Genomic DNA, 19,521 nt, shown 5'->3' with positions numbered 1-19,521 from the left:
CCCAAGGGGGCCGTTTCTGCCTTGGGGCGGCCCGGCGGCAGAAAATAAAGGCGCCATGAAATTCATGGCGCCTTTATTCGTTCAACCGCGGGCGGGTTGGCGTCACGGATGCGGGTCGGTTTCCGCCATGACGCGGCGGTACCATTCGTGGAAGTGCTGCATGCCGGCTTCCATGGGGGATTGGTACGGCCCGGCTTCGGTCACGCCCCGTTCATGCAGCGCCCTGCGGCCGGCGTCCATCCGTTCGGCGATTTCGTCGTCCTCCCCCGCGGTTTCCATATAGGCGGCTTGCTGCGCCTCGACGAATTCGCGTTCGAAGGCGACGATTTCTTCCGGGTAATAGAACTCCACCACGTTCAAGGTGTCCTGCGGACCGCGGGGATGCAGCGTGGACAGCACCAGCACGTGCGGGTAGACCTCGATCATGTGCGTGGGGAAGTAGGTTGCCCAGATGGCCCCGAAATCCGGCGTTTCGCCCTGGCGGAAGTCCAGCACCCGGTTATGCCAGGCGCGGTAGACGTCCGAGCCCGGATTGGCCAGGGCCTGGTGTACGCCCACGCGCTGCACGCTGTGCCAGGAACCGAAGTCCCAGGCGAGGTCGTCGCAGGTGACGAAGCGGCCCAGGCCGGGGTGGAAGGGACCGACGTGATAGTCCTCCAGGTAGACCTCGATGAAGGTCTTCCAGTTGTAGTTGCACTGGTGGATCTGGACGCGGTCCAGCACATAGTCGCCGAAATCGAACTCGGGCCGCGCGAACAGGCCGCCGATATCCTGCAGGGGATCGCGCTGGCCTTCGAACAGCAGGCCGTGGCAGTCGCGCAGGCGGAAGCGGTCCAGCTTCGCGCAGGGCGTGCTGTCGAACTGCGGCGCGCCCAGCAGCTCGCCTTGGGCGCTGTAGGTCCAGCGATGCAGGGGGCAGACGATATTGCCCCCCGTCGCGCGGAGATTGCCGGCCGTGTTGGCGCTGCCCGCGACATTGCCCGCCACGCCGCCCAGCATCAAGGCCTGGCGGTGGCGGCAGACATTTGAGATGAGTTCTACCCCCTGGGGCGTATGGACAAGGGCACGTCCACCTTTTTCCTGGACCAGCGTACGCCAATCGCCGACTTCTGGCACCATTTTGCGGTGGCCGACGTAAAGCGCGGATTGTTTGAAAATGAGTTCTTGCTCGCGCTTGAAGCGGGCTTCGTCAAAATATGCGCTGACGGGTAGCTGGGTGCGAGCTGGCACGAACTGCGCCATCCGACCAATGTCGGTCATGATTCCCTCCGCTCGGATAAAAAAGCCAGGACGGCACGAATCCGTTCTGGCGCGAAGAAAAATCGGTCTGGCCGATCGAAATTACAAAGCGATTGTACCCCAGCCGCTACAAGCGCGCCCGTGTGGCAACCTGAAGAACCCGCGATGGCGTTCAGAAGATGTTTATTGCATGACTTATTGCAGAACCACGTTGGCCTGCCGTACCAGTTTCTGTATCACCGGCCGTTCGGCCGCGATCTGCTGGCTCAGGGCTTCGGGCGTGCCGGAAGCCGGTTGTATGCCCATGTCCAGCATTTTCTTGCGCACTGTTTCGTCCTTCAGCGCATCGGCCAGCGCGGCGCGCAACTTTGCCAACGCTTGCGCGGGCGTGTGCGGCGGCGCGACGAAGCTGAACCAGGCCGTGATGTCGAATTGCGGGTAGCCCTGCTCAGCCAGGGTGGCGAGCTGGGGCTCGCTGTCCAGGCGCCGCGGGCTGGTGATGCCGAAGACCTTGACCTTACCGGCGTCCGCCTGCGGCATCCCGGTCGCCACCATATCGAAGAAGATATCGACGTCGCCCGAAATCAGGGCCGGCAGGGCCTGCGTGGCGCCCTTGAAGGGAACATGCAGCATGTCGGTGCCGGTCAGGCTCTTGAACTGCTCGGCGGCCAGGTGGGACGAGGTGCCGGGGCCAAAGGTGGCGAAGGTCACCTTGCCAGGGTGCTGGCGCGCGTAGTCGACCAGCTCCTTGGTATTGCTGAACGGCGCCTTGGGACTGGACAAGAGCACCAGCGGGCCGACGCCGACCATGCCGATGGGTTCGAATCCGTCCGGGTCGTAGGGCAGTTCCTTGTACAGATAGCGGTTGGTGACCAGTGTCGAGTTGGTGGCCATCAGGATGGTGTAGCCGTCGGCCGGTTCGCGCTGGACGAAAGAGGCGCCGATGCTGGTGCCGGCGCCCGCGCGGTTTTCCACCACCATGGCCACTCCCAGGTCCTTGCCCATGCGCTCGGCCAACAGTCGCGTCAGGACATCCGTGGCGCCGCCGGCCGGGAAGGGCGATACGACCTTGACGGGACGGGACGGATAGGTTTGCGCCTGCACGGCCGCGCAGGCGGCGGCCAGCGTGGCCGCCGCGATAAGCTTGCCCCAGAAAAGCATGGTGATCCCCTTGTTGTTCGTTCCGGGCGCGGCCACGGGCAGTGCTCATCGGTCCGCGGGCCGCGACGACGCGGGCCGATGCAACCCCCAAGGCGCCGACTATAGGAAGGGCCGGCCCCGAACGCAATCGGGGATGCCCTGGGGCCAGGGTTCGCGATCTCGTACAATTCCAGGATTATCCACAGCCAGCCTTACCGGAGACACGCTTGGCCCCCACGCAAGCCGATCCGCGCGACGATTCCCCAATGCCCGCCAGCCGACCCGATGCGGAAAACGCAACCGCGAGCCGCGCCGCTTCCGCGCTGCCGCAGGATTTCGAGACCGCCCTGGCCCAACTCGAAGCCCTCGTCGCCGCCATGGAAGACGGTTCCCTTCCGCTGGAAGAGTCGCTGGCGGCCTATCGCCGCGGCGTGGAGCTCACCCGCATTTGCCAGGAACGCCTGGCGCAGGCCGAACAGCAGGTACGTGTCTTGGAAGGCGACCTGCTGCGTCCGCTGGATCCCGGCGCGCTGGATGACGAATCGAACGGATGAAGCACTCGCATCTCGCTTTTCAGGAATGGCTGCGCGACCGTGCCGCGCACGTCGAACGGACGCTGGACGAATTCCTGCCGCCCGTGGACGCCGTGCCGGCACGCCTGCACGAGGCCATGCGCTATGCCGTGTTGGGCGGCGGCAAGCGCGTGCGCGCCGCGCTGGTCTACGCGGCCGGCCAGGCCTGCCCGATCAGCGGCCATGCCACCGCCGTGGAGGCCTCGCTGGACCGCGCGGCGGCCGCCGTGGAATTGATACACGCCTATTCGCTGGTGCACGACGACCTGCCCTGCATGGACGACGACACCCTGCGCCGCGGGCGGCCGACCACCCATGTGCAGTATGACGAAGCCACCGCCATGCTGGTGGGCGACGCCTTGCAGCCGCTGGCTTTCGAGCTGCTGTCCGAAATGCCCATCGCGCCCGCACTGGTCGTGCAGGCCACGCAGGCGCTGGCACGCGCCTCCGGCAGCCTGGGCATGGCGGGCGGGCAGGCGATCGACCTGGAAAGCGTGGGCCGCGCGCTGGACCGCGACGCCTTGCAGACCATGCATGGCATGAAGACAGGGGCCATGCTGGCGGTCAGCGTGGCCCTGGGCGGCATCGTATCGGGGGCCAGCTCCAACGCCCGCCAGGCCCTGGACAACTACGCGCAGGCGATCGGCCTGGCCTTCCAGGTCGTGGACGACATCCTGGACGTGACGGCGGATGCCGGCAAGCTGGGCAAGACCGCGGGCAAGGACGCCGCCGACAACAAGCCGACCTATGTTTCACTGATGGGCCTGGAGCAGGCGCGCGCCTTCGCGCAGGACTTGCGACAGGTTGCCCTGCAGGCCCTCGCCCCATTGGGCGAAGGCCGCGCGCGGCTGGCGGAACTGGCCGATTTCATCGTACTGCGAGACCGTTGACGCGCGCTGCGGCGTGATCGGGCTCGCGACCTGGGTTGCGAAAAGCATGACCACTGAATTACTGGAAACCATCGACAGTCCGGCAGACCTGAAGCGACTGGACCGCAGGGCGCTGAAAAAGCTCGCCGACGAACTGCGCGCCTTCATTCTGGCCTCGGTTTCCCGCACCGGCGGGCATCTGTCGTCCAACCTGGGTACCGTGGAACTCACGCTGGCGCTGCACTACGTGTTCGACACGCCGCACGACCGCCTGGTCTGGGACGTGGGGCACCAGTCCTATCCGCACAAGATCCTGACCGGCCGCCGGGAAGGCATGGCGCATCTGCGGCAGGCCGGTGGTATTTCGGGCTTTCCGCGCCGCTGCGAATCGGAATACGACGCCTTCGGTACCGCGCATTCGTCGACGTCCATTTCGGCGGCGCTGGGCATGGCCGTGGCATCGCGCAACGCCGGCGTATCGCGCCAGCACATCGCCGTGATCGGCGACGGCGCCATGTCGGCGGGCATGGCGTTCGAGGCCATGAACAATGCGGGCGTCACCCCGGGCATCAACCTGCTGGTGATCCTGAACGACAACGACATGTCGATCTCGCCGCCGGTGGGGGCACTGAACCGCTACCTGGCGCGGCTGATGTCCGGCCGTTTCTATGCGGCCGCCAAGAACGTCGGCAAGGCCGTGCTGCAGCACGTGCCGCCGGTGCTGGAACTGGCCCGGCGCATCGAGGAACATGCCAAGGGCATGGTGACCCCGGCCACGCTGTTCGAGGAATTCGGTTTCAACTACGTGGGTCCCATCGACGGCCACGACCTGGACGCGCTGGTGCCCACGCTGCAGAACCTGAAGGCCTTGCAGGGACTGCAATTCCTGCATGTGGTGACGCGCAAGGGGCAGGGCTACAAGCTGGCGGAAGCCGACCCGGTGCTGTACCACGGTCCCGGCAAATTCGACCCGGAAGTCGGCATCGTGCCGGCCAAGGCGCCTTCCAAGCTGACGTTCACGCAAGTCTTCGGCCAGTGGCTGTGCGACATGGCCGAACAGGATGAAAGACTGGTCGGTATTACGCCCGCCATGCGCGAAGGCAGCGGGCTGGTGGAATTCGAACGGCGTTTCCCGTCGCGCTACTTCGATGTCGGCATCGCCGAGCAGCATGCCGTCACGTTTGCCGCCGGCCTGGCCTGCGAGCAGCACAAGCCGGTGGTGGCGATCTATTCGACCTTCATGCAGCGCGGCTACGATCAGTTCATCCACGATGTGGCCCTGCAGAACCTGGACGTGACATTCGCGCTGGACCGCGCCGGCCTGGTGGGCGCGGACGGCGCCACCCATGCGGGCAATTACGATATCGCCTTCCTGCGCTGCATTCCGAATATGGTCGTGGCCACGCCCTCGGATGAAGCCGAGGCGCGTTTGCTGCTGACCACCTGTTATCGCCATGCCGGGCCGGCTTCGGTCCGCTACGCGCGCGGGGGTGGGCGTGGCGCGGCGGTGCCCGCCACGCTCGAAGACGTGCCTTTGGGCAAAGGCATCGTGCGGCGCCATGGCGGCACGATTGCCATCCTGTGTTTCGGCACGCTGCTGCCCGCGGCGGAAAAGGCGGCCGAGGCGCTGGACGCAACGGTGGCCGACATGCGGTTTGTCAAGCCGCTGGACGAAGCGCTCGTGCGCGAACTGGCGTCGCGCCATGATGCCCTGGTGACCCTGGAGGAAGGCGCCGTCATGGGCGGTGCGGGCAGCGCCGTCTGTGAGGCCCTGAATGCCGCGGGTATCACCCTGCCGGTATTGCAGCTGGGCCTGCCGGACCGCTTCATCGACCATGGCGACCAGCAGGCGTTGCTAAGCAGCGTGGGGCTGGACGCAGCCGGTATCGAGGCCGCCGTGCGGGCGCGTTTTGGCGAATTGCTGGCGCGGCCGGTGCCCAAGGTCAACCACGGGTAAAGCGGCGCCGGAGCGCCTCGAGGCCTGTCGGGAAAAGGGTTTTCCCGGGCAGACGGATTCCGTTGGGCGATAATGCTCGTCCATCGACACTTGAGACGGTGCTCCGGAAGCCCGTTTGTCACAGGCCAGACCTATGAATTCCCCAATCGATTCCGCCCTCATCATGCCGGACATCCAGAGTTCGGCCGATACGCGGCATATCCCCATCCAGCGCGTGGGGATACGCGGCGTGCGCCATCCCATGCTGGTCCGGGCCGCGGACGGCAGTGCCATGGCAACGGTGGCCAACTGGACCTTGACGGTGGCCCTGCCGGCCGAAGAAAAGGGCACCCATATGTCCCGCTTCGTGGCGCTGTTGGAAAAATACCGCAGTACGCCCATGACGCCGGGGTCCTTTCGTGCCATGGCGCGCGAAATGCTGCCCTTGCTGCATGCCGAGCGCGGCGACATCACGGCGGCCTTCCCGTATTTCATCAACAAGTCGGCGCCCGTCTCCGGCGTGCAAAGCCTGATGGATTACGAAATCCAGTGGGTGGCGCGGGCGGCCGGGGAAAAAGTCGAATTCGAATTGATCGTGCAGGTGCCGCTGACCAGCCTTTGCCCCTGCTCCAAGGCGATTTCCGAATACGGCGCGCACAATCAACGTTCGCATGTCACCGTGGCCGCGCTCATCGGCGACGAGGTCGGCGTGGACGAAATCATCCGATTGATCGAGGACGAAGGTTCCTGCGAGGTGTGGGGCCTGCTCAAGCGGCCCGACGAAAAATTCGTGACCGAGCGCGCCTACGACAATCCGAAGTTCGTCGAGGACCTGGTCCGTGACGTGGCGGCGCGGCTGTCGGTGCGCGCCGGCGTGGCGCGCTACCGCGTCGAGGCCGAAAACTTCGAGTCCATCCACAATCATTCCGCCTACGCGGTCGTGGAAGGCGAAGGCCCGGCGCGCCCCTGACCGCGTTGCACGGGCGCCACGCGGCTTTGTGCGGTTGCACAATGGCCGGATTCCGGCGATAATCGAAGGCTTTCCTGCTCGACTGTCCATATTGGGCGGCGGGCTGCCCCCCGGGCCGCGCGTGTGTTTGATGCAACCTGGACGCAACCGCGGACAACTCGCGGCGAAGTCACGCCAGGCCCGGGACATCCACCAGGAGTTTTACCCATGCGTCACTACGAAGTGGTGTTTATCGTTCACCCCGACCAGAGCGAGCAGGTGCCCGCCATGGTCGAGCGGTATCAGTCGCTGGTCACGGGCCAGGGCGGTACCGTGCACCGTCTGGAAGACTGGGGCCGCCGTCAACTGGCCTATCCCATCCAGAAGCTGGTCAAGGCTCACTATGTGTGCCTGAACATCGAGTGCAACCAGTCCACCCTGGACGAGCTGGAGCATTCCTTCCGCTACAACGATGCCGTTTTGCGCCACCTGGTCATCAAGACCAAGAAGGCCCAGACTGGCGCGTCGATCATGATGAAGTCGGTCGAGCGCGAAGAAGCCCGCAAGGCATCCGCGGAAGCGGTCGTGCCCCAGGCTGCTGAGTAACACGGTTTTCGAGGGCAGGACGTTCCGCCCGCGATTCCCGCAACCCGGCCCGGCCGGCAAGCGATGAACGAAACAGCGTTAAGCGCCCAGGTTCTTGAAAGAGAACCGCTGCGGCACACTCCCGCCGGGATTCCCGTGCTGGAGATGCTGCTGGAGCATGTGTCGGAAGTCATCGAGGCCGGTCACCCGCGCCGCGTCGAACTGACGATACAGGCGGTCCTGATGGGCGACCTGGCGCTGATGCTGGCCGATATCCAGCTGGGTACATCGTTGCAGGTGCAAGGCTTCCTGGCCCCTGTTCGCCAGGGGGCGGTCAAGCTGAAGCTGCATGTGCAGCGCGCGACCAGGGTGTCGGCCGGCGAGGATCCGCTGGTGGCCTGATGGCCACACGGGTGCCGGACAGGAACGATGGGGCAGGGAACGCCTGCATAGGTAAGGATTACGGGTCAAGGACCCACACGAATCAAGAGGCACATCATGGCTTTCTTCGGTAAGCGCAAGGAAAAACGCAAGTTCACGCAGCAGAATCCGCTGTTCAAGCGCCGCAAGTTCTGCCGCTTCACCGCGGCCGGCGTGGAAGAGATCGACTACAAGGATCTGGACACCCTGCGCGACTTCCTCCAGGAAAACGGCAAGATCATCCCGGCTCGCCTGACGGGCACGAAGGCGCACTATCAGCGCCAGCTGGACACCGCCATCAAGCGCGCGCGCTTCCTGGCGCTGCTGCCTTACACCGATAACCACAATTAATCTGGAGATCGCGATGGAAGTGATCCTGCTCGAAAAAGTCCCCGGCAAGGGCAATCTGGGCGATAAAGTCCGTGTCCGTGACGGCTTCGCCCGCAACTGGCTGATTCCGCAGAAGAAGGCGCAGCGCGTCACGCCCAAGGTACTGGAAGCGTTCGAAGCGCGTCGCGCCGAACTCGAAAAGGTCCAGGCCGACAAGCTGGCCGTCGCCCAGGGCGTGGCGGATCGCCTGAACGGCCAACAGGTCAAGATCCAGCAGAAGGCCGGCGTCGACGGCCGCCTGTTCGGTTCCGTGACCAGTGGCGACATCGTGGCCGCCTTGCACAAGGCTGGCTACGAGTCGGTGGAAAAGTCGAATATCCGCCTGCCGTCCGGCCCGCTGAAGGCGATCGGCGAATACCCGGTGCAAATCAGCCTGCACGCGGACGTGGCGGTGGAAGTCACCGTCGTGGTCGAGGGCGATATCGCCTGATGTCGCTTGCGCCGGCGGGCATGTATCGTTTTCCGCCGGCCCGCGCGACAGGCGTATCATCGTCCGTCCGCCCTCGTGCGGAAAAAAGAGCCGGCCTGGTGCCGGCTTCTTTTTTTGCCGTGGCCGCCCCAAGGCGAACCCTATCCTTTTGCTCAAGGTCCGCGTTTGACCTCGCCGCCTGAACACGAACCCCCGCCGCCCGGCCTGCAGCAATGGCTGGCGCGGGCCAAGCAGACGCCCTTGCCGTCCGTCGACGAGGTCAACATCGACGGCGTATGGTGCGTGGTCAAGTATCGCCGGCCCAGCGTGCGCGGGGCCGTCAGCTATGCCTTGCGCTATCTTCGCGCCGCATTGCTTGCCGTGGGCTGCAAGCTCGTCCTGGGAGAATTCCCCGATCCGCGCATACTGCTGCGCAACGGCCTGGACTACGAAGCCGAACGCCTGCGCCGCCTGCGCGCCGCGGATTGCCGCGTGCCGGATATCTGGTGGCAGGAACCTGGCCTGCTGGTCCTGGAACATGTGGGCACCGACCTGAACGCGCTGATCCGCCATGGCAGCGACGAGACCCGCGTCGCGCTCGCGGCGCAGGCCGGACGGGACCTGGCGGAGTTCCACAAGCAGGGCTTTTGCCACGGCGGAGCGCAGATCCGCAATCTGACGATCCGCGGCAAGGAGATGTGGCGCATCGATTTCGAGGAAAACATCGGCGAGGCCTTGTCTCGCCCGCTGGGCCAGGCCTACGACCTGTTCCAGATGGTGGCTTCGGTGCTGTCCATGCGCAATCTGCCCAGCGCGATCATGCCCCGGCTGGGGCAGGTTATGCTGGCGTCTTATTTTGAAGCCAACCCGGACCCTGACGTGCGCGCCCGCCTGCTGCGCCTGGGCCGTTTCATGCGCGGAGCGGCTTGGCCGCTGCGGCCCCTGCTGGGATGGCTGCGCTCGCGCGACATCCAGGGATTTTTTCGTGTTGCCGATACGCTGCGACCATGAATGAACCGATGAACGCCTCCACCGATACCTCGCTCGACTACCTGCGGGTACCGCCGCATTCCATCGAGGCCGAGCAATCCGTGCTGGGCGGTTTGCTGCTGGATAACGCCGCCTGGGACCGCATCGCCGACGTACTGGTCGAAGAAGACTTCTACCGACACGACCACCGGCTGATCTGGCAGCACATCGCCCGCCTGGTGGGTCTGGCGCGGCCGGCCGACGTGATCACGGTGCATGAATCGCTGGTGAGTGCCGGCAAGGCCGACGACGTGGGCGGCATCGCCTACCTGAATTCCCTGGCACACAATACGCCGTCGGCGGCCAACATCCGCCGGTACGCGGAAATCGTGCGCGAGCGGGCCACCTTGCGCAAGCTGGTGTCCATCGCCGACGAGATCTCGGCGGCCGCGCTGAATCCGCAAGGCAAGGAAGCGCGCCAACTGTTGGACGAAGCCGAATCCAAGGTCTTCAAGATCGCCCAGGAAGGCGCGCGCGGTTCGGCCGGTTTCCAGGAGATCCAGCCGCTGCTGACGCAAGTGGTCGAGCGCATCGACGAGCTCTACCACCGCGATACCGATTCCGACGTCACGGGCGTGCCCACGGGATTTACAGACCTGGACAAGATGACCTCCGGCCTGCAGCCGGGGGACCTGGTCATCGTCGCGGGACGCCCGTCCATGGGCAAGACCTCGTTCTCGATGAACATCGGCGAACACGTCGCCATCGAGCAGGGTCTGCCCGTGGCGGTGTTTTCCATGGAAATGGGCGCGGTGCAGCTGGCCATGCGTATGCTCGGTTCCGTGGGCATGCTCGATCAGCACCGCATGCGGACCGGCAAGCTGATCGCCGAGGACTGGCCGCGCGTCACGCACGCGGTGCAGATGATGCAGGACGCGCAGGTCTACATCGATGAAACGCCGGCGCTGAGCGCGATGGAAGTGCGGGCCCGCACGCGGCGGCTGGCGCGCCAGTGCGGGCAGCTGGGCCTGATCATCATCGATTACCTGCAGCTCATGTCGGGCAGCGGCGGCGGCGAAAACCGCGCCACGGAAATCTCCGAGATCAGCCGTTCGCTCAAGGGCCTGGCCAAGGAGCTGAATTGCCCCTTGATCGCACTGTCGCAGTTGAATCGCAGCCTGGAACAACGTCCCAACAAACGGCCCGTCATGAGCGATCTGCGCGAATCCGGCGCCATCGAACAGGACGCGGACGTGATCCTGTTCATTTATCGGGACGAGGTGTACAACCCGGATTCCCCGGACAAGGGAACGGCCGAGATCATCATCGGCAAACAGCGTAACGGCCCGATCGGCACGGTGCGCCTGACCTTCCAGGGCATGAGCACGCGCTTCCTGAACTTTACCGCCGGCCCGCAGTATTGATATCGTCGTCGCCGCGCATGCCGGCATGCGCCTGCCTGATGTAGCGCTGCGGCGGGGCGCCAAGCGCGCGATGGAACATGGTGCTGAAGGCATTTGCCGTCGCGTAGCCCAGCTCGCGTGCGACGCTGGCCACCGGCGTGCCCAGCGATAGCTGGCATATCGCTTCCGCCAGCCGCAGCTGCTGGCGCCACTGGCCGAACGTAAGCCCGGTTTCCCGCTTGAACAGGCGGCCCAGCGTGCGCATGCTGGCGCCCACCTGCATGCCCAGAACGTCCATCGTGGCGACGCTGCCGGGCGTTTCCATCAAAAGCTCGCACACCCTCAGCAGCCGCTTGTCGCGGGGCAGCGGCAGTTTGCCGTGCTCGAGCGCGGGCGCGTGCTGCAGCTGGCGCAGCAGCAGGGGAACGCACAGCGCCGCCGTGCTGTCCGGCGCGTACTCCGGCGGGTCCTCCAGCATGGCCAGGATCAGCTCGCGCAGTAGCGGACCGACGGCGATATGGCGGCATTCGGTCCATAGCCAGAGCGCCGTGTCCGGTTCGATGCGCAGGGCGCGCAGGGGCACGCGGCCGACCATGTGCAGTTCGTGATCCACGCCGGGCGCGATCCAGAAGGCATCCGTGGGCGCCACCGTCCAGGCCCCGTGGGGCGTGAGCACGCGCACCACGCCGCGTAGCGCGTGCACCAGTTGGCCTTGCTCGTGGCTGTGCCAGATCTCGCGGCTGCCGTGGGGGTAGTCGAACTGGTACGCCATGACGGGCCGTTTAAGCCGTTGGTAGCCCGGCGCAAAACGGCGCCTCCAGATGTTGTCCATTCCGCTGACTTTTTCCGTATAGCTTCGCGAAGCCGTCCGAACTTGACGCTTCGGCGAATCATGTTGTCCACCACACCTCAAGTTTAGCGAGTTAAATGAGAATGATTGTGATTAACATAACTTAACTAGCGCGAGCCGCCCGAAAGGCGTCGTTTTTTCGCCGCATCTCGCGCGGAGCAGCCCTTGTATGTTCGTATCCGCCACGCCCCGCTCGCTACGGGTGTCGACGCTTGCACTCGCCATGATGGCCTGCCCGGCCTCTCCCACGTGGGCGCAGGAAACCCAGCAGTTGCCCGTCATCAGCGTGACGGGCGAAGCGGTGGAGACCGCGGAGGGTCCCGTGCCGGGCTATGTGGCCAGGCGCAGCAGCGCTGGCAGCAAGACCGATACGCCGCTGGTCGAGACGCCACAATCGATCTCGGTGGTGACGCGGCAGCAGATGGACGACCAGGCCGCCCAGACGCTGGACCAGGCGCTGCGCTACGTCCCGGCGGTATACAGCCAGGATAACGACCTGCGCTTCGATCAACTGACCATACGGGGCTTCGCCGCGGATTCCTATCTGGACGGCATGAAGCTGAACCGCACGACCTGGTTCGCCAATCCCCGTATCGATCCCTATTTCCTTGAACGCATCGACGTGCTGCGTGGCCCCGCGTCGGTGCTGTATGGGCAGGCCAGTCCCGGCGGCCTGGTGGACATGGTGTCCAAGCGGCCGACCGCCGAGCCGCTGCATTCCATCGAAATGGGCATCGGCAATGACCAGCGGTATCAGCTGGGATTCGATTTTGGCGGCCCGGTGGACCAGGACGGAAAATGGCTTTATCGCGTGACCGGGCTGGGCCGCGATGCCAATACCCAGACCCGCCATGTGGAGGAGCAGCGCATCGGCATCGCGCCGGCGCTGACGTGGCAGCCCAGCGGCGATACGCGGCTGACTTTCCTGGGTGGCTATCAGTACGATCCGCAAGGCGGCCTGTTCAATCCGGTGCCGGCCTATGGCACGGTGCGCTGGAATCCGAACGGCAAGCTGCGCCCCGAGGATTACCTGGGCAACCCCGACACCGACCGTTTCCGCCGCACGCAATACTCCGCCGGCTATCTGCTGGAGCACCGCTTCAATGATCTGCTGCAGGTGCGCCAGAACGTGCGCTACCTGCACGATGATGTCGATTACTACCAGACCTCGTTATCCAGCCCGCTGACGCCGGACCGTCGCAGCGCCTATATGTGGGCCAACATCAATCGCGAACACATGTCGCAGTTCACGATCGACAACCAGGCGCAGTTCGATTTCAGCACCGGCCCGCTGCGGCATACCGTACTGGCCGGGGTGGACTATCAGTATTTGCAGAACGATATCCGGCGCGGCGGGCAGTTCTTTTCGAACTATCCCATCGACCTTTTCAATCCGGATTACGCCGGCTACCCGCGCGTGCCGGTCACGGTGGACGAGACCACGCGGCTGGCGCAGGTGGGCGCCTATCTGCAGGAACAGCTGCGCTGGGACCGCTGGGCGTTGACCTTGGGCGCGCGGAAGGACTATGCCAGCTCGCGCGACGTGCAGGACAACGCCATGACCGGGGCCAACATGGTGTCCAGCCGCACGGGCGACCACGCGTTTACCTGGCGCGGCGGGCTGACCTACCGGTTCGACAACGGCATCGCGCCTTATGCCAGCTATTCGACGTCTTTCCAGCCGCAGAGCGGCGCCGACTGGAATGGCAACCCCTTCATCCCGACGCGCGGCAAGCAGTACGAATTGGGCATCAAGTTCCAGCCGGATGCGATGCGCAGCTATGCCACCGTCGCGGTGTTCGACCTGCGCCAGACGAATGTCGTGACGCCGGACCCGGACCCCAGCCATCCGCAGGCATCGGTGCAGTCGGGGGAGATCCGCTCACGCGGCCTGGAACTGGAGGCCCATGCCGAGCTGACCCGGGAACTCAGTGTGATCGCTTCCTATGCGTATCTGGATAACGTCGTGGCCAAGGCGAATAACGCCACGCAGGGCAAGCATCCCACGGGGATCCCCAAGCACATGGCCTCGACGTGGGCCGACTACACGATACGGGGCGGCGATCTGAACGGGCTGGGGTTTGGCGCCGGGGTGCGGTACGTCGGGCAGACTTATGGGTCCGCAGACAACGACCTGGTGCTGCCCGAGCGCGTCTTGGTGGACGCCGCGGTTCACTACGATACGGGGCGCTGGCGCTTTGCCTTGAATGCCAGCAATTTGTTCAACAAGGCGTATTTGGCGTATTGCACCAACCCCACGGTTTGCTATTGGGGGGCATCGCGGACAGTGTTGGCGACCGCGCGTTATCAATGGTGACCGCCCCCGGCAACCCATGCGGGAAGGTCGCGCGCTGAACATGCGCGTTGTTTTCTCCTAGAACAGGAACTGCAGCGCCGGGTTGCCGTGCGACACGGCGCCCACCTTGCCCGGAATGATCCCGCGTTCGGACAGCAGTTGGGAGACATCCTGCACGATGCGTTCGACCGCGCCGGCATGGGCGCCGACATAACGCAGGCCGGCGGCGATCATCTCGGCGCGGGCCGCTGCGTTGTCCACCAGCTTGACGGCGATGTCCAGCGCGTCGGCGGCATCGGCGGCGCGTAGCGCCGCGCCGGCGGACACGGCTTGCCGGGCCACCTCCAGGAAGTTGCGGCATGCGGCCCCACGATGACGGGCGTGCCGACCGCGCAGGGTTCGATCAGGTTCTGGCCGCCCGCCGCCACGAAACCGCCCGCCACGATGGCGACGTCGTCCGCTGCGTAGTAGGTGGCCAGTTCCCCCATGCTGTCGCCCAGCATGATCTGCGTGCCTTCGGGCAGGGGCCGCAGCAGGTCGGTGGCGCTGCGGCGCACCCAGCGCAGCCGCGTTTCGGCCAGCTGCGCGGCCACGGCCTCGAAGCGTTCGGGATGGCGGGGCACGATGATGAGCAGCGGCGCGTTGCGGCCTTCGTCCGGCCATGCCCGCGATGCGTAGGCTTGCAGGACCGCCGCTTCTTCGCCTTCGTGCGTGCTGGCGACCACCACCACGCGGCGCCGCCACATCTCGCGCCAGGCGCGGCCCAGGGCCACCTGGTCGGCGGGAACCGCCATATCGAATTTGATGTTGCCGCAAACCTCGACCGCGCGTGCGCCGCTGGCGCGCAGGCGAACCGCGTCGGCCTCGCTCTGCGCCAGGACCTGGTCCAGTCCCGCATACGCCTCCCGCAGGACGCGGGCGGCATAGCGGCTCCGCCGGGCGGAGCGTTCCGACAGGGGCGCGCTGGCGAGCACCATGGGCACGCCGCGCGCATTCGCTTCGTGGATCATGTTGGGCCAGACTTCCCGTTCGATCAGGATGCCGCAGGATGGCGCGACTTCGTCCAGGAAGCGCCTGCACGCGCCGGGCGTGTCGTAGGGTAGCCAGGCCTGCCGCAGATGGCCGGCGTCGATCGCCACGCCGAACAGACGCGTCCCTTCGCGCCGGCCGGTGGCGGTGGTGTGGGTCAGGACGACCGGCCAGCGCCGCTTCAGCAGTGCCTGTACCAGCGGTTGCGCGGCGCGGGTTTCACCGAGGCTGAGCGCGTGCACCCAGACAGGGGCGACCCCGCTGGGCGGCAGGGCATAGCCGAAGCCGAACCGTTCCCAGAGCGCCGCGCTGTGCAGCGCATCGGATCGGCCGCGCGCCAAGGCGCGGGCGGCGAGGGCGGGGGCGCAGGCGCGCAGGATACAGGCATAAGTGGTTCGGTTCATGCTGGCGGCCCCTCGGATGGCTCACAAAGTATGAGCAGGGTCCAGCATGCACGGCGTGCATGTCCGGCAATTTACAGTCGCGTGTCCGGGACTTTACAGCGGCGTGTCAGGATCTTTACAACGGCGCTCATGCGAAGCGGCGCCGTTCGGTAGCGCGGCGCCGCCATGCGCCCACGTGTACGGGCGCGGTATTTCCGCACGTGCGATCAGTCGTCGCCGTGGCCTTCGTTGCCGGGGCGCTTGGCGAAGCGGCTGGCCAGCACACCGCAGACCATCAGCTGGATTTGATGAAACATCATCAGCGGCAGCACGATGGCGCCGACGGCGTGCCCGGCGAACAGCACCTGGGCCATCGGGATGCCGCTGGCCAGGCTTTTCTTCGAGCCGCAGAACATCAATGTGATGCGGTCCGGGGTATTGAAGTGCATCGCCCGGCCGAACAGGCTGGTCAGCACCAGGGCAACCGCCAGGATGACGCCGCAGGCCACGATCAGTCCGAGCAGCGCCGGGATGGGCGTGTTGTGCCATAGCCCTTCGTTGACCGCTTCCGAAAAGGCGGTGTAGACGACCAGCAGGATCGAGCCCTGGTCGACGACCTTCAGCAGCGACTTGCGCTTGTGTACCCAGCCGCCGATCCAGCGCCGCAGGACCTGGCCCAGCACGAAGGGCAGCAACAGCTGCAGCATGATCTTGAGCACGGCATCGAAGGACACCGGCGCACTGCCTGCGTTCACCACGACCAGCCCGGCGGCCAGCGGCGTGATGAAGATGCCCAGCAGGCTGGAGGCCGAGGCGCTGCATACCGCGGCCGGCACGTTGCCGCGCGCCATCGACGTGAAGGCGATGGCCGATTGCACGGTGGCGGGCAGGCAGCACAGGAACATGATGCCCAGGTAGAGCTCCGGCGTCACCAGCGGCATCAGGACGGGCTTGAGCAGCAGGCCGATGATCGGGAACAGGATGAACGTCGTCGTGAAGATCAGGCCGTGAAGACGCCAGTGCGTGATGCCGGCGACGATGGCTTCGCGTGACAGCCGCGCGCCATGCAGGAAGAACAGCAGGCCGACGGCGATATTGGTGATGTCGTTGAAGATGGTCAGCCCTGTGCCGTGGGCAGGAAGCAGGCTGGCAATGATGACGGTGGTGACCAGGAACAGCGTGAAGCGGTCGGGCAGAAAGCGAGTGAGGCGATTCATGGAGCTGCAGCGGGGAACGGTCATGCCACGCGCCTAGCGCGCCAGCCGGCCGGGATGGAGAATTCAGGACGGCGTCTATTGTAGACCGTGCGCTGTGCGGACTCTTTCAGCCCGCTGTCATGGCCAGGGCCATGTCGAAGGCCGCGACCAGCGAGGTGGGGTCCGCGATCCCCTGCCAGGCGATATCGAATGCGGTGCCGTGATCGACGCTGGTCCGCACGAAGGGCAGGCCGACGGTGACGTTGACGCCTTCTTCCACCCCCAGGTACTTGACCGGGATCAGCCCCTGGTCGTGATACTGGGCCACGACGATGTCGAAATCGCCGCGCCGCGCCCGCATGAACACCGTGTCGCCGGGCCAGGGCCCGCTGGCATCCATGCCTTCCTCGCGCGCGGCCTCGATGGCGGGGGCGATGACCTGGATTTCCTCGCGGCCGAATTTGCCGCCTTCGCCGGCGTGCGGATTCAGGCCCGCCACGGCGATGCGCGGCCGTGCGATGCCCATCCGAAGGCAGGCCGCGTGGGCCAGGCGGATGGCCCGCAGTTCCGCTTCCAGGGTGATGCCGGCGAATACATCCGCCAATGCTACGTGGATGGTGACCAGCAGGACACGCAGCTCGCGGTTGGCCAGCATCATGGCGAAGTCGCGCGTGCCGCTGCGTTCGGCCAGGATTTCGGTGTGGCCGGGGTAGTCGATGCCGCCCGCGTGCATGGAGGCCTTGTTCAGCGGCGCGGTGACGATGGCGCGGATGCGGCCGGCCATGGCGTCGTCGATGGCCGCGCACACATAGTCATAGGCGGCACGGCCGGCCTGCGCATCGACCTGGCCGGGCGCCAGGGTGGCGGGCAGGGCGGGATGGCAGGCCACCACCTGGATGACGCCCGCGCGCGGGTTGGCCTGGGCGGCCGTCGGGATTTCCTCGATGGCCAGCTGCGCGCCCAGCATATCCGCGGCGCGCCGCAAGGCGCCCGCGTCGCCGTAGACGATGGCCGGCGCGGCCAGGCCCTGCGCCAGCGCCTGGACCACGATTTCCGGCCCGATGCCCGCGGCGTCACCCATGGTGATGCCGACGGGGAGTGCCTGTTTCATGGCGTGGCGCCCTTGCAAGGCGATGCGTGCGGACGGTGCATGCGGCGGCCCCTGTCCCCGGCGGCTACAGCACGTCGCCGGCGTAGTCGGCCAGCCTGGAGCGTTCGCCCCGCTGCAGCGTGACATGGCCGGAATGCGGCCAGCCCTTGAAGCGGTCCACCACATAGGTCAGGCCCGAGCTGCCTTCCGTGAGGTAGGGCGTATCGATCTGGGCGATATTGCCCAGGCAGATCACCTTGGTGCCCGGACCGGCGCGCGTGACCAGGGTCTTCATCTGCTTGGGCGTCAGGTTCTGCGCTTCGTCGATGATCAGGTATTTATTCAGGAAGGTGCGCCCACGCATGAAGTTCAGCGATTTCACCTTGATGCGCGAGCGGATCAGGTCCATCGTGGCGGCACGGCCCCAGTCCCCGTTGCCGTCGCCCTCGCCCATATTGAGTACGTCCAGGTTGTCTTCCAGCGCACCCATCCACGGCAGCATCTTTTCCTCTTCCGTGCCGGGCAGGAAGCCGATGTCCTCACCGACGGGCACGGTGACGCGGGTCATGATGATTTCGGTATAGCGCTTGGTTTCCAGCACCTGCGTCAATCCGGCCGCCAGGGCCAGCAGGGTCTTGCCCGTGCCCGCCTGGCCCAGCAGCGAAATGAAATCGCATTCCGGGTTCATCAGCAGGTTCAGTGCGAAATTCTGCTCGCGGTTGCGCGCCGTGATGCCCCATACATTGTTCTTGCCGTGCGTGTAGTCCCGCAAGGTGGCCAGTACCGCCGTCTTGCCGCTGACTTCGCGCACCTGGGCGTACAGCGGCATCTGGCCTTCGAAATAGACGAACTGGTTGACGACGAACTGCGCGCACAAGGGGCCGTTGATGCGGTAGAAGGTGGTGCCGCCCTGTTGCCAGGACTCGACGTCCTTGCCGTGCTTGTTCCAGAAATCCTCCGGCAGCTGCATCACGCCGGTGTAGAGCAGGTCGGAATCTTCCAGGACGTGGTCGTTGAAGTAGTCCTCGGCCGCCATCCCCAGCGCGCGCGCCTTCAGGCGCATGTTGATGTCCTTGGATACCAGGACGACTTCGCGCTGCGAATATTTTTCCTGCAGGGCGCGTACCACGCCCAGGATCTGGTTGTCCGCCTTGCCCATGGGCAGGTCCGACGGCAGGGTGCTGTGGATGGCGGTGGTCTGCAGCAGCAGGCGCCCGTTGGCGTCCTTGTTGCCCAGCGCATTCAACGCCAATCCTTCGTCGAGCTTGACGGTGTCGCTGACCAGGGCGTCCAGCGAACGGCTGACCTGGCGCGCGTTGCGCGCGACTTCCGACATGCCTTTCTTCTGATGGTCCAGCTCTTCCAGCGTCATCATCGGCAGGAAGATGTCGTGTTCTTCGAAGCGGAACAGCGAACTGGGATCGTGCAGGAGAACGTTGGTGTCCAGGACGAACAGTTTGCGCACGCCCGTTTCGCTGCGCGCGCGGGTTTTGCGCGTCGGCGCCTGCGCTGCCGGCGCTGCTGCCGGAGGCGCCGCACGCAGGCCCGGCGCCGCGGGCGCTACCGCGCTGGACTCGGCTGGCGTGGCCTGGCGGCCGGATTCCTTGCGTGCCGGCGCTTTAGGCGGCGCTTCGGGCTGGGGGGCGGCAATGCCCGTGAGCTGAGGCTGGACGAGTTCCGGCGCCAGCTGGCTTGCCTGCGGCTTGGCCGCGCGCGCGGCCGGGGTACGGGCGGTTTCGCCCGAAGGGAAGGTCAGGATGGCGGCGGGACGGGTGGGCAACTTGGGAAGCGGCATG

17 protein-coding genes and 1 pseudogene are annotated in these 19,521 nt (G+C 65.8%); 11 read left to right on the top strand and 7 right to left on the bottom strand.

What is annotated here, in order from left to right:
* Positions 1–102 precede the first annotated feature (102 nt).
* On the bottom strand, positions 103–1,260 hold the full coding sequence (locus AKI39_RS16615) for an aromatic ring-hydroxylating oxygenase subunit alpha (protein ID WP_066638337.1): 1,158 nt from the start codon (positions 1,258–1,260) through the stop codon (positions 103–105).
* 174 nt (positions 1,261–1,434) lie between these two features.
* Complete coding sequence (locus AKI39_RS16610; protein ID WP_066643176.1) at positions 1,435–2,400, bottom strand: Bug family tripartite tricarboxylate transporter substrate binding protein; 966 nt, start codon at positions 2,398–2,400, stop codon at positions 1,435–1,437.
* A gap of 245 nt (positions 2,401–2,645) precedes the next feature.
* Between AKI39_RS16610 and AKI39_RS16605 the strand changes: the two genes are divergently transcribed.
* The 10 genes from AKI39_RS16605 to AKI39_RS16560 all read left to right on the top strand — a co-directional run bounded on the left by AKI39_RS16605 (position 2,646) and on the right by AKI39_RS16560 (position 10,902).
* Entirely contained in the window at positions 2,646–2,933 is a 288-nt protein-coding gene (locus tag AKI39_RS16605) for an exodeoxyribonuclease VII small subunit (RefSeq protein ID WP_066643174.1), read from the top strand.
* Positions 2,930–3,841 (top strand): polyprenyl synthetase family protein, encoded by a 912-nt coding sequence (locus tag AKI39_RS16600; protein ID WP_066638335.1) that lies wholly within the window; start codon positions 2,930–2,932, stop codon positions 3,839–3,841. The genes AKI39_RS16605 and AKI39_RS16600 overlap by 4 nt, the downstream gene beginning before the upstream one ends.
* Before the next feature lie 46 nt (positions 3,842–3,887).
* A complete protein-coding gene (dxs, locus tag AKI39_RS16595; protein WP_066638333.1) occupies positions 3,888–5,777 on the top strand; it encodes a 1-deoxy-D-xylulose-5-phosphate synthase in 1,890 nt (629 codons plus the stop codon).
* Between the two features lie 133 nt (positions 5,778–5,910).
* Positions 5,911–6,726 carry a GTP cyclohydrolase FolE2 gene (gene folE2, locus AKI39_RS16590; protein ID WP_066638328.1) on the top strand — a complete coding sequence of 272 codons (816 nt, stop codon included), beginning with the start codon at positions 5,911–5,913 and terminating at the stop codon, positions 6,724–6,726.
* Between the two features lie 207 nt (positions 6,727–6,933).
* Positions 6,934–7,311 (top strand): 30S ribosomal protein S6, encoded by a 378-nt coding sequence (rpsF, locus tag AKI39_RS16585; protein ID WP_066638325.1) that lies wholly within the window; start codon positions 6,934–6,936, stop codon positions 7,309–7,311.
* Positions 7,312–7,374: 63 nt separating this feature from the next.
* Entirely contained in the window at positions 7,375–7,692 is a 318-nt protein-coding gene (priB, locus tag AKI39_RS16580) for a primosomal replication protein N (RefSeq protein WP_066638323.1), read from the top strand.
* Between the two features lie 96 nt (positions 7,693–7,788).
* Positions 7,789–8,061: a 30S ribosomal protein S18 gene (rpsR, locus tag AKI39_RS16575; protein WP_066638316.1), complete on the top strand. Its 273-nt coding sequence runs from the start codon at positions 7,789–7,791 to the stop codon at positions 8,059–8,061.
* Between the two features lie 13 nt (positions 8,062–8,074).
* Positions 8,075–8,530: a 50S ribosomal protein L9 gene (rplI, locus tag AKI39_RS16570; RefSeq protein ID WP_066638314.1), complete on the top strand. Its 456-nt coding sequence runs from the start codon at positions 8,075–8,077 to the stop codon at positions 8,528–8,530.
* A 165-nt stretch (positions 8,531–8,695) separates the two neighbouring features.
* Entirely contained in the window at positions 8,696–9,520 is an 825-nt protein-coding gene (locus tag AKI39_RS16565) for a hypothetical protein (protein WP_066638312.1), read from the top strand.
* Positions 9,521–9,528: 8 nt separating this feature from the next.
* A complete protein-coding gene (locus tag AKI39_RS16560) occupies positions 9,529–10,902 on the top strand; it encodes a replicative DNA helicase (RefSeq protein ID WP_066638309.1) in 1,374 nt (457 codons plus the stop codon).
* Here the strand turns inward: AKI39_RS16560 and AKI39_RS16555 are convergent.
* Complete coding sequence (locus AKI39_RS16555) at positions 10,880–11,713, bottom strand: AraC family transcriptional regulator (RefSeq protein ID WP_066638306.1); 834 nt, start codon at positions 11,711–11,713, stop codon at positions 10,880–10,882. The two genes, AKI39_RS16560 and AKI39_RS16555, sit on opposite strands and share 23 nt — an antisense overlap.
* A 187-nt stretch (positions 11,714–11,900) precedes the next feature.
* On the opposite strand from AKI39_RS16555, the gene AKI39_RS16550 reads away from it, so the two are divergent.
* Positions 11,901–14,048 carry a TonB-dependent siderophore receptor gene (locus AKI39_RS16550; RefSeq protein WP_066638304.1) on the top strand — a complete coding sequence of 716 codons (2,148 nt, stop codon included), beginning with the start codon at positions 11,901–11,903 and terminating at the stop codon, positions 14,046–14,048.
* Positions 14,049–14,105: 57 nt separating this feature from the next.
* Here the strand turns inward: AKI39_RS16550 and AKI39_RS16540 are convergent.
* From AKI39_RS16540 to AKI39_RS16525, 4 genes and pseudogenes are all read right to left on the bottom strand, one after another.
* Positions 14,106–15,460, bottom strand: a pseudogene (locus AKI39_RS16540) (3-deoxy-D-manno-octulosonic acid transferase).
* 206 nt (positions 15,461–15,666) lie between these two features.
* A complete protein-coding gene (locus AKI39_RS16535) occupies positions 15,667–16,656 on the bottom strand; it encodes a bile acid:sodium symporter family protein (RefSeq protein ID WP_066643171.1) in 990 nt (329 codons plus the stop codon).
* Positions 16,657–16,762: 106 nt separating this feature from the next.
* A complete protein-coding gene (gene pdxA / locus AKI39_RS16530; RefSeq protein WP_066638294.1) occupies positions 16,763–17,746 on the bottom strand; it encodes a 4-hydroxythreonine-4-phosphate dehydrogenase PdxA in 984 nt (327 codons plus the stop codon).
* Positions 17,747–17,810: 64 nt separating this feature from the next.
* On the bottom strand, positions 17,811–19,520 hold the full coding sequence (locus AKI39_RS16525; protein WP_066638291.1) for a PhoH family protein: 1,710 nt from the start codon (positions 19,518–19,520) through the stop codon (positions 17,811–17,813).
* Between the last annotated feature and the right edge of the window lies 1 nt (position 19,521).

This window comes from Bordetella sp. H567, assembly GCF_001704295.1.
In the GTDB taxonomy this organism is placed as follows: domain Bacteria; phylum Pseudomonadota; class Gammaproteobacteria; order Burkholderiales; family Burkholderiaceae_B; genus Bordetella_C.
Note: the sequence above shows the minus strand (reverse complement) of the source record. Positions and strands in the feature narration are given on the sequence as shown.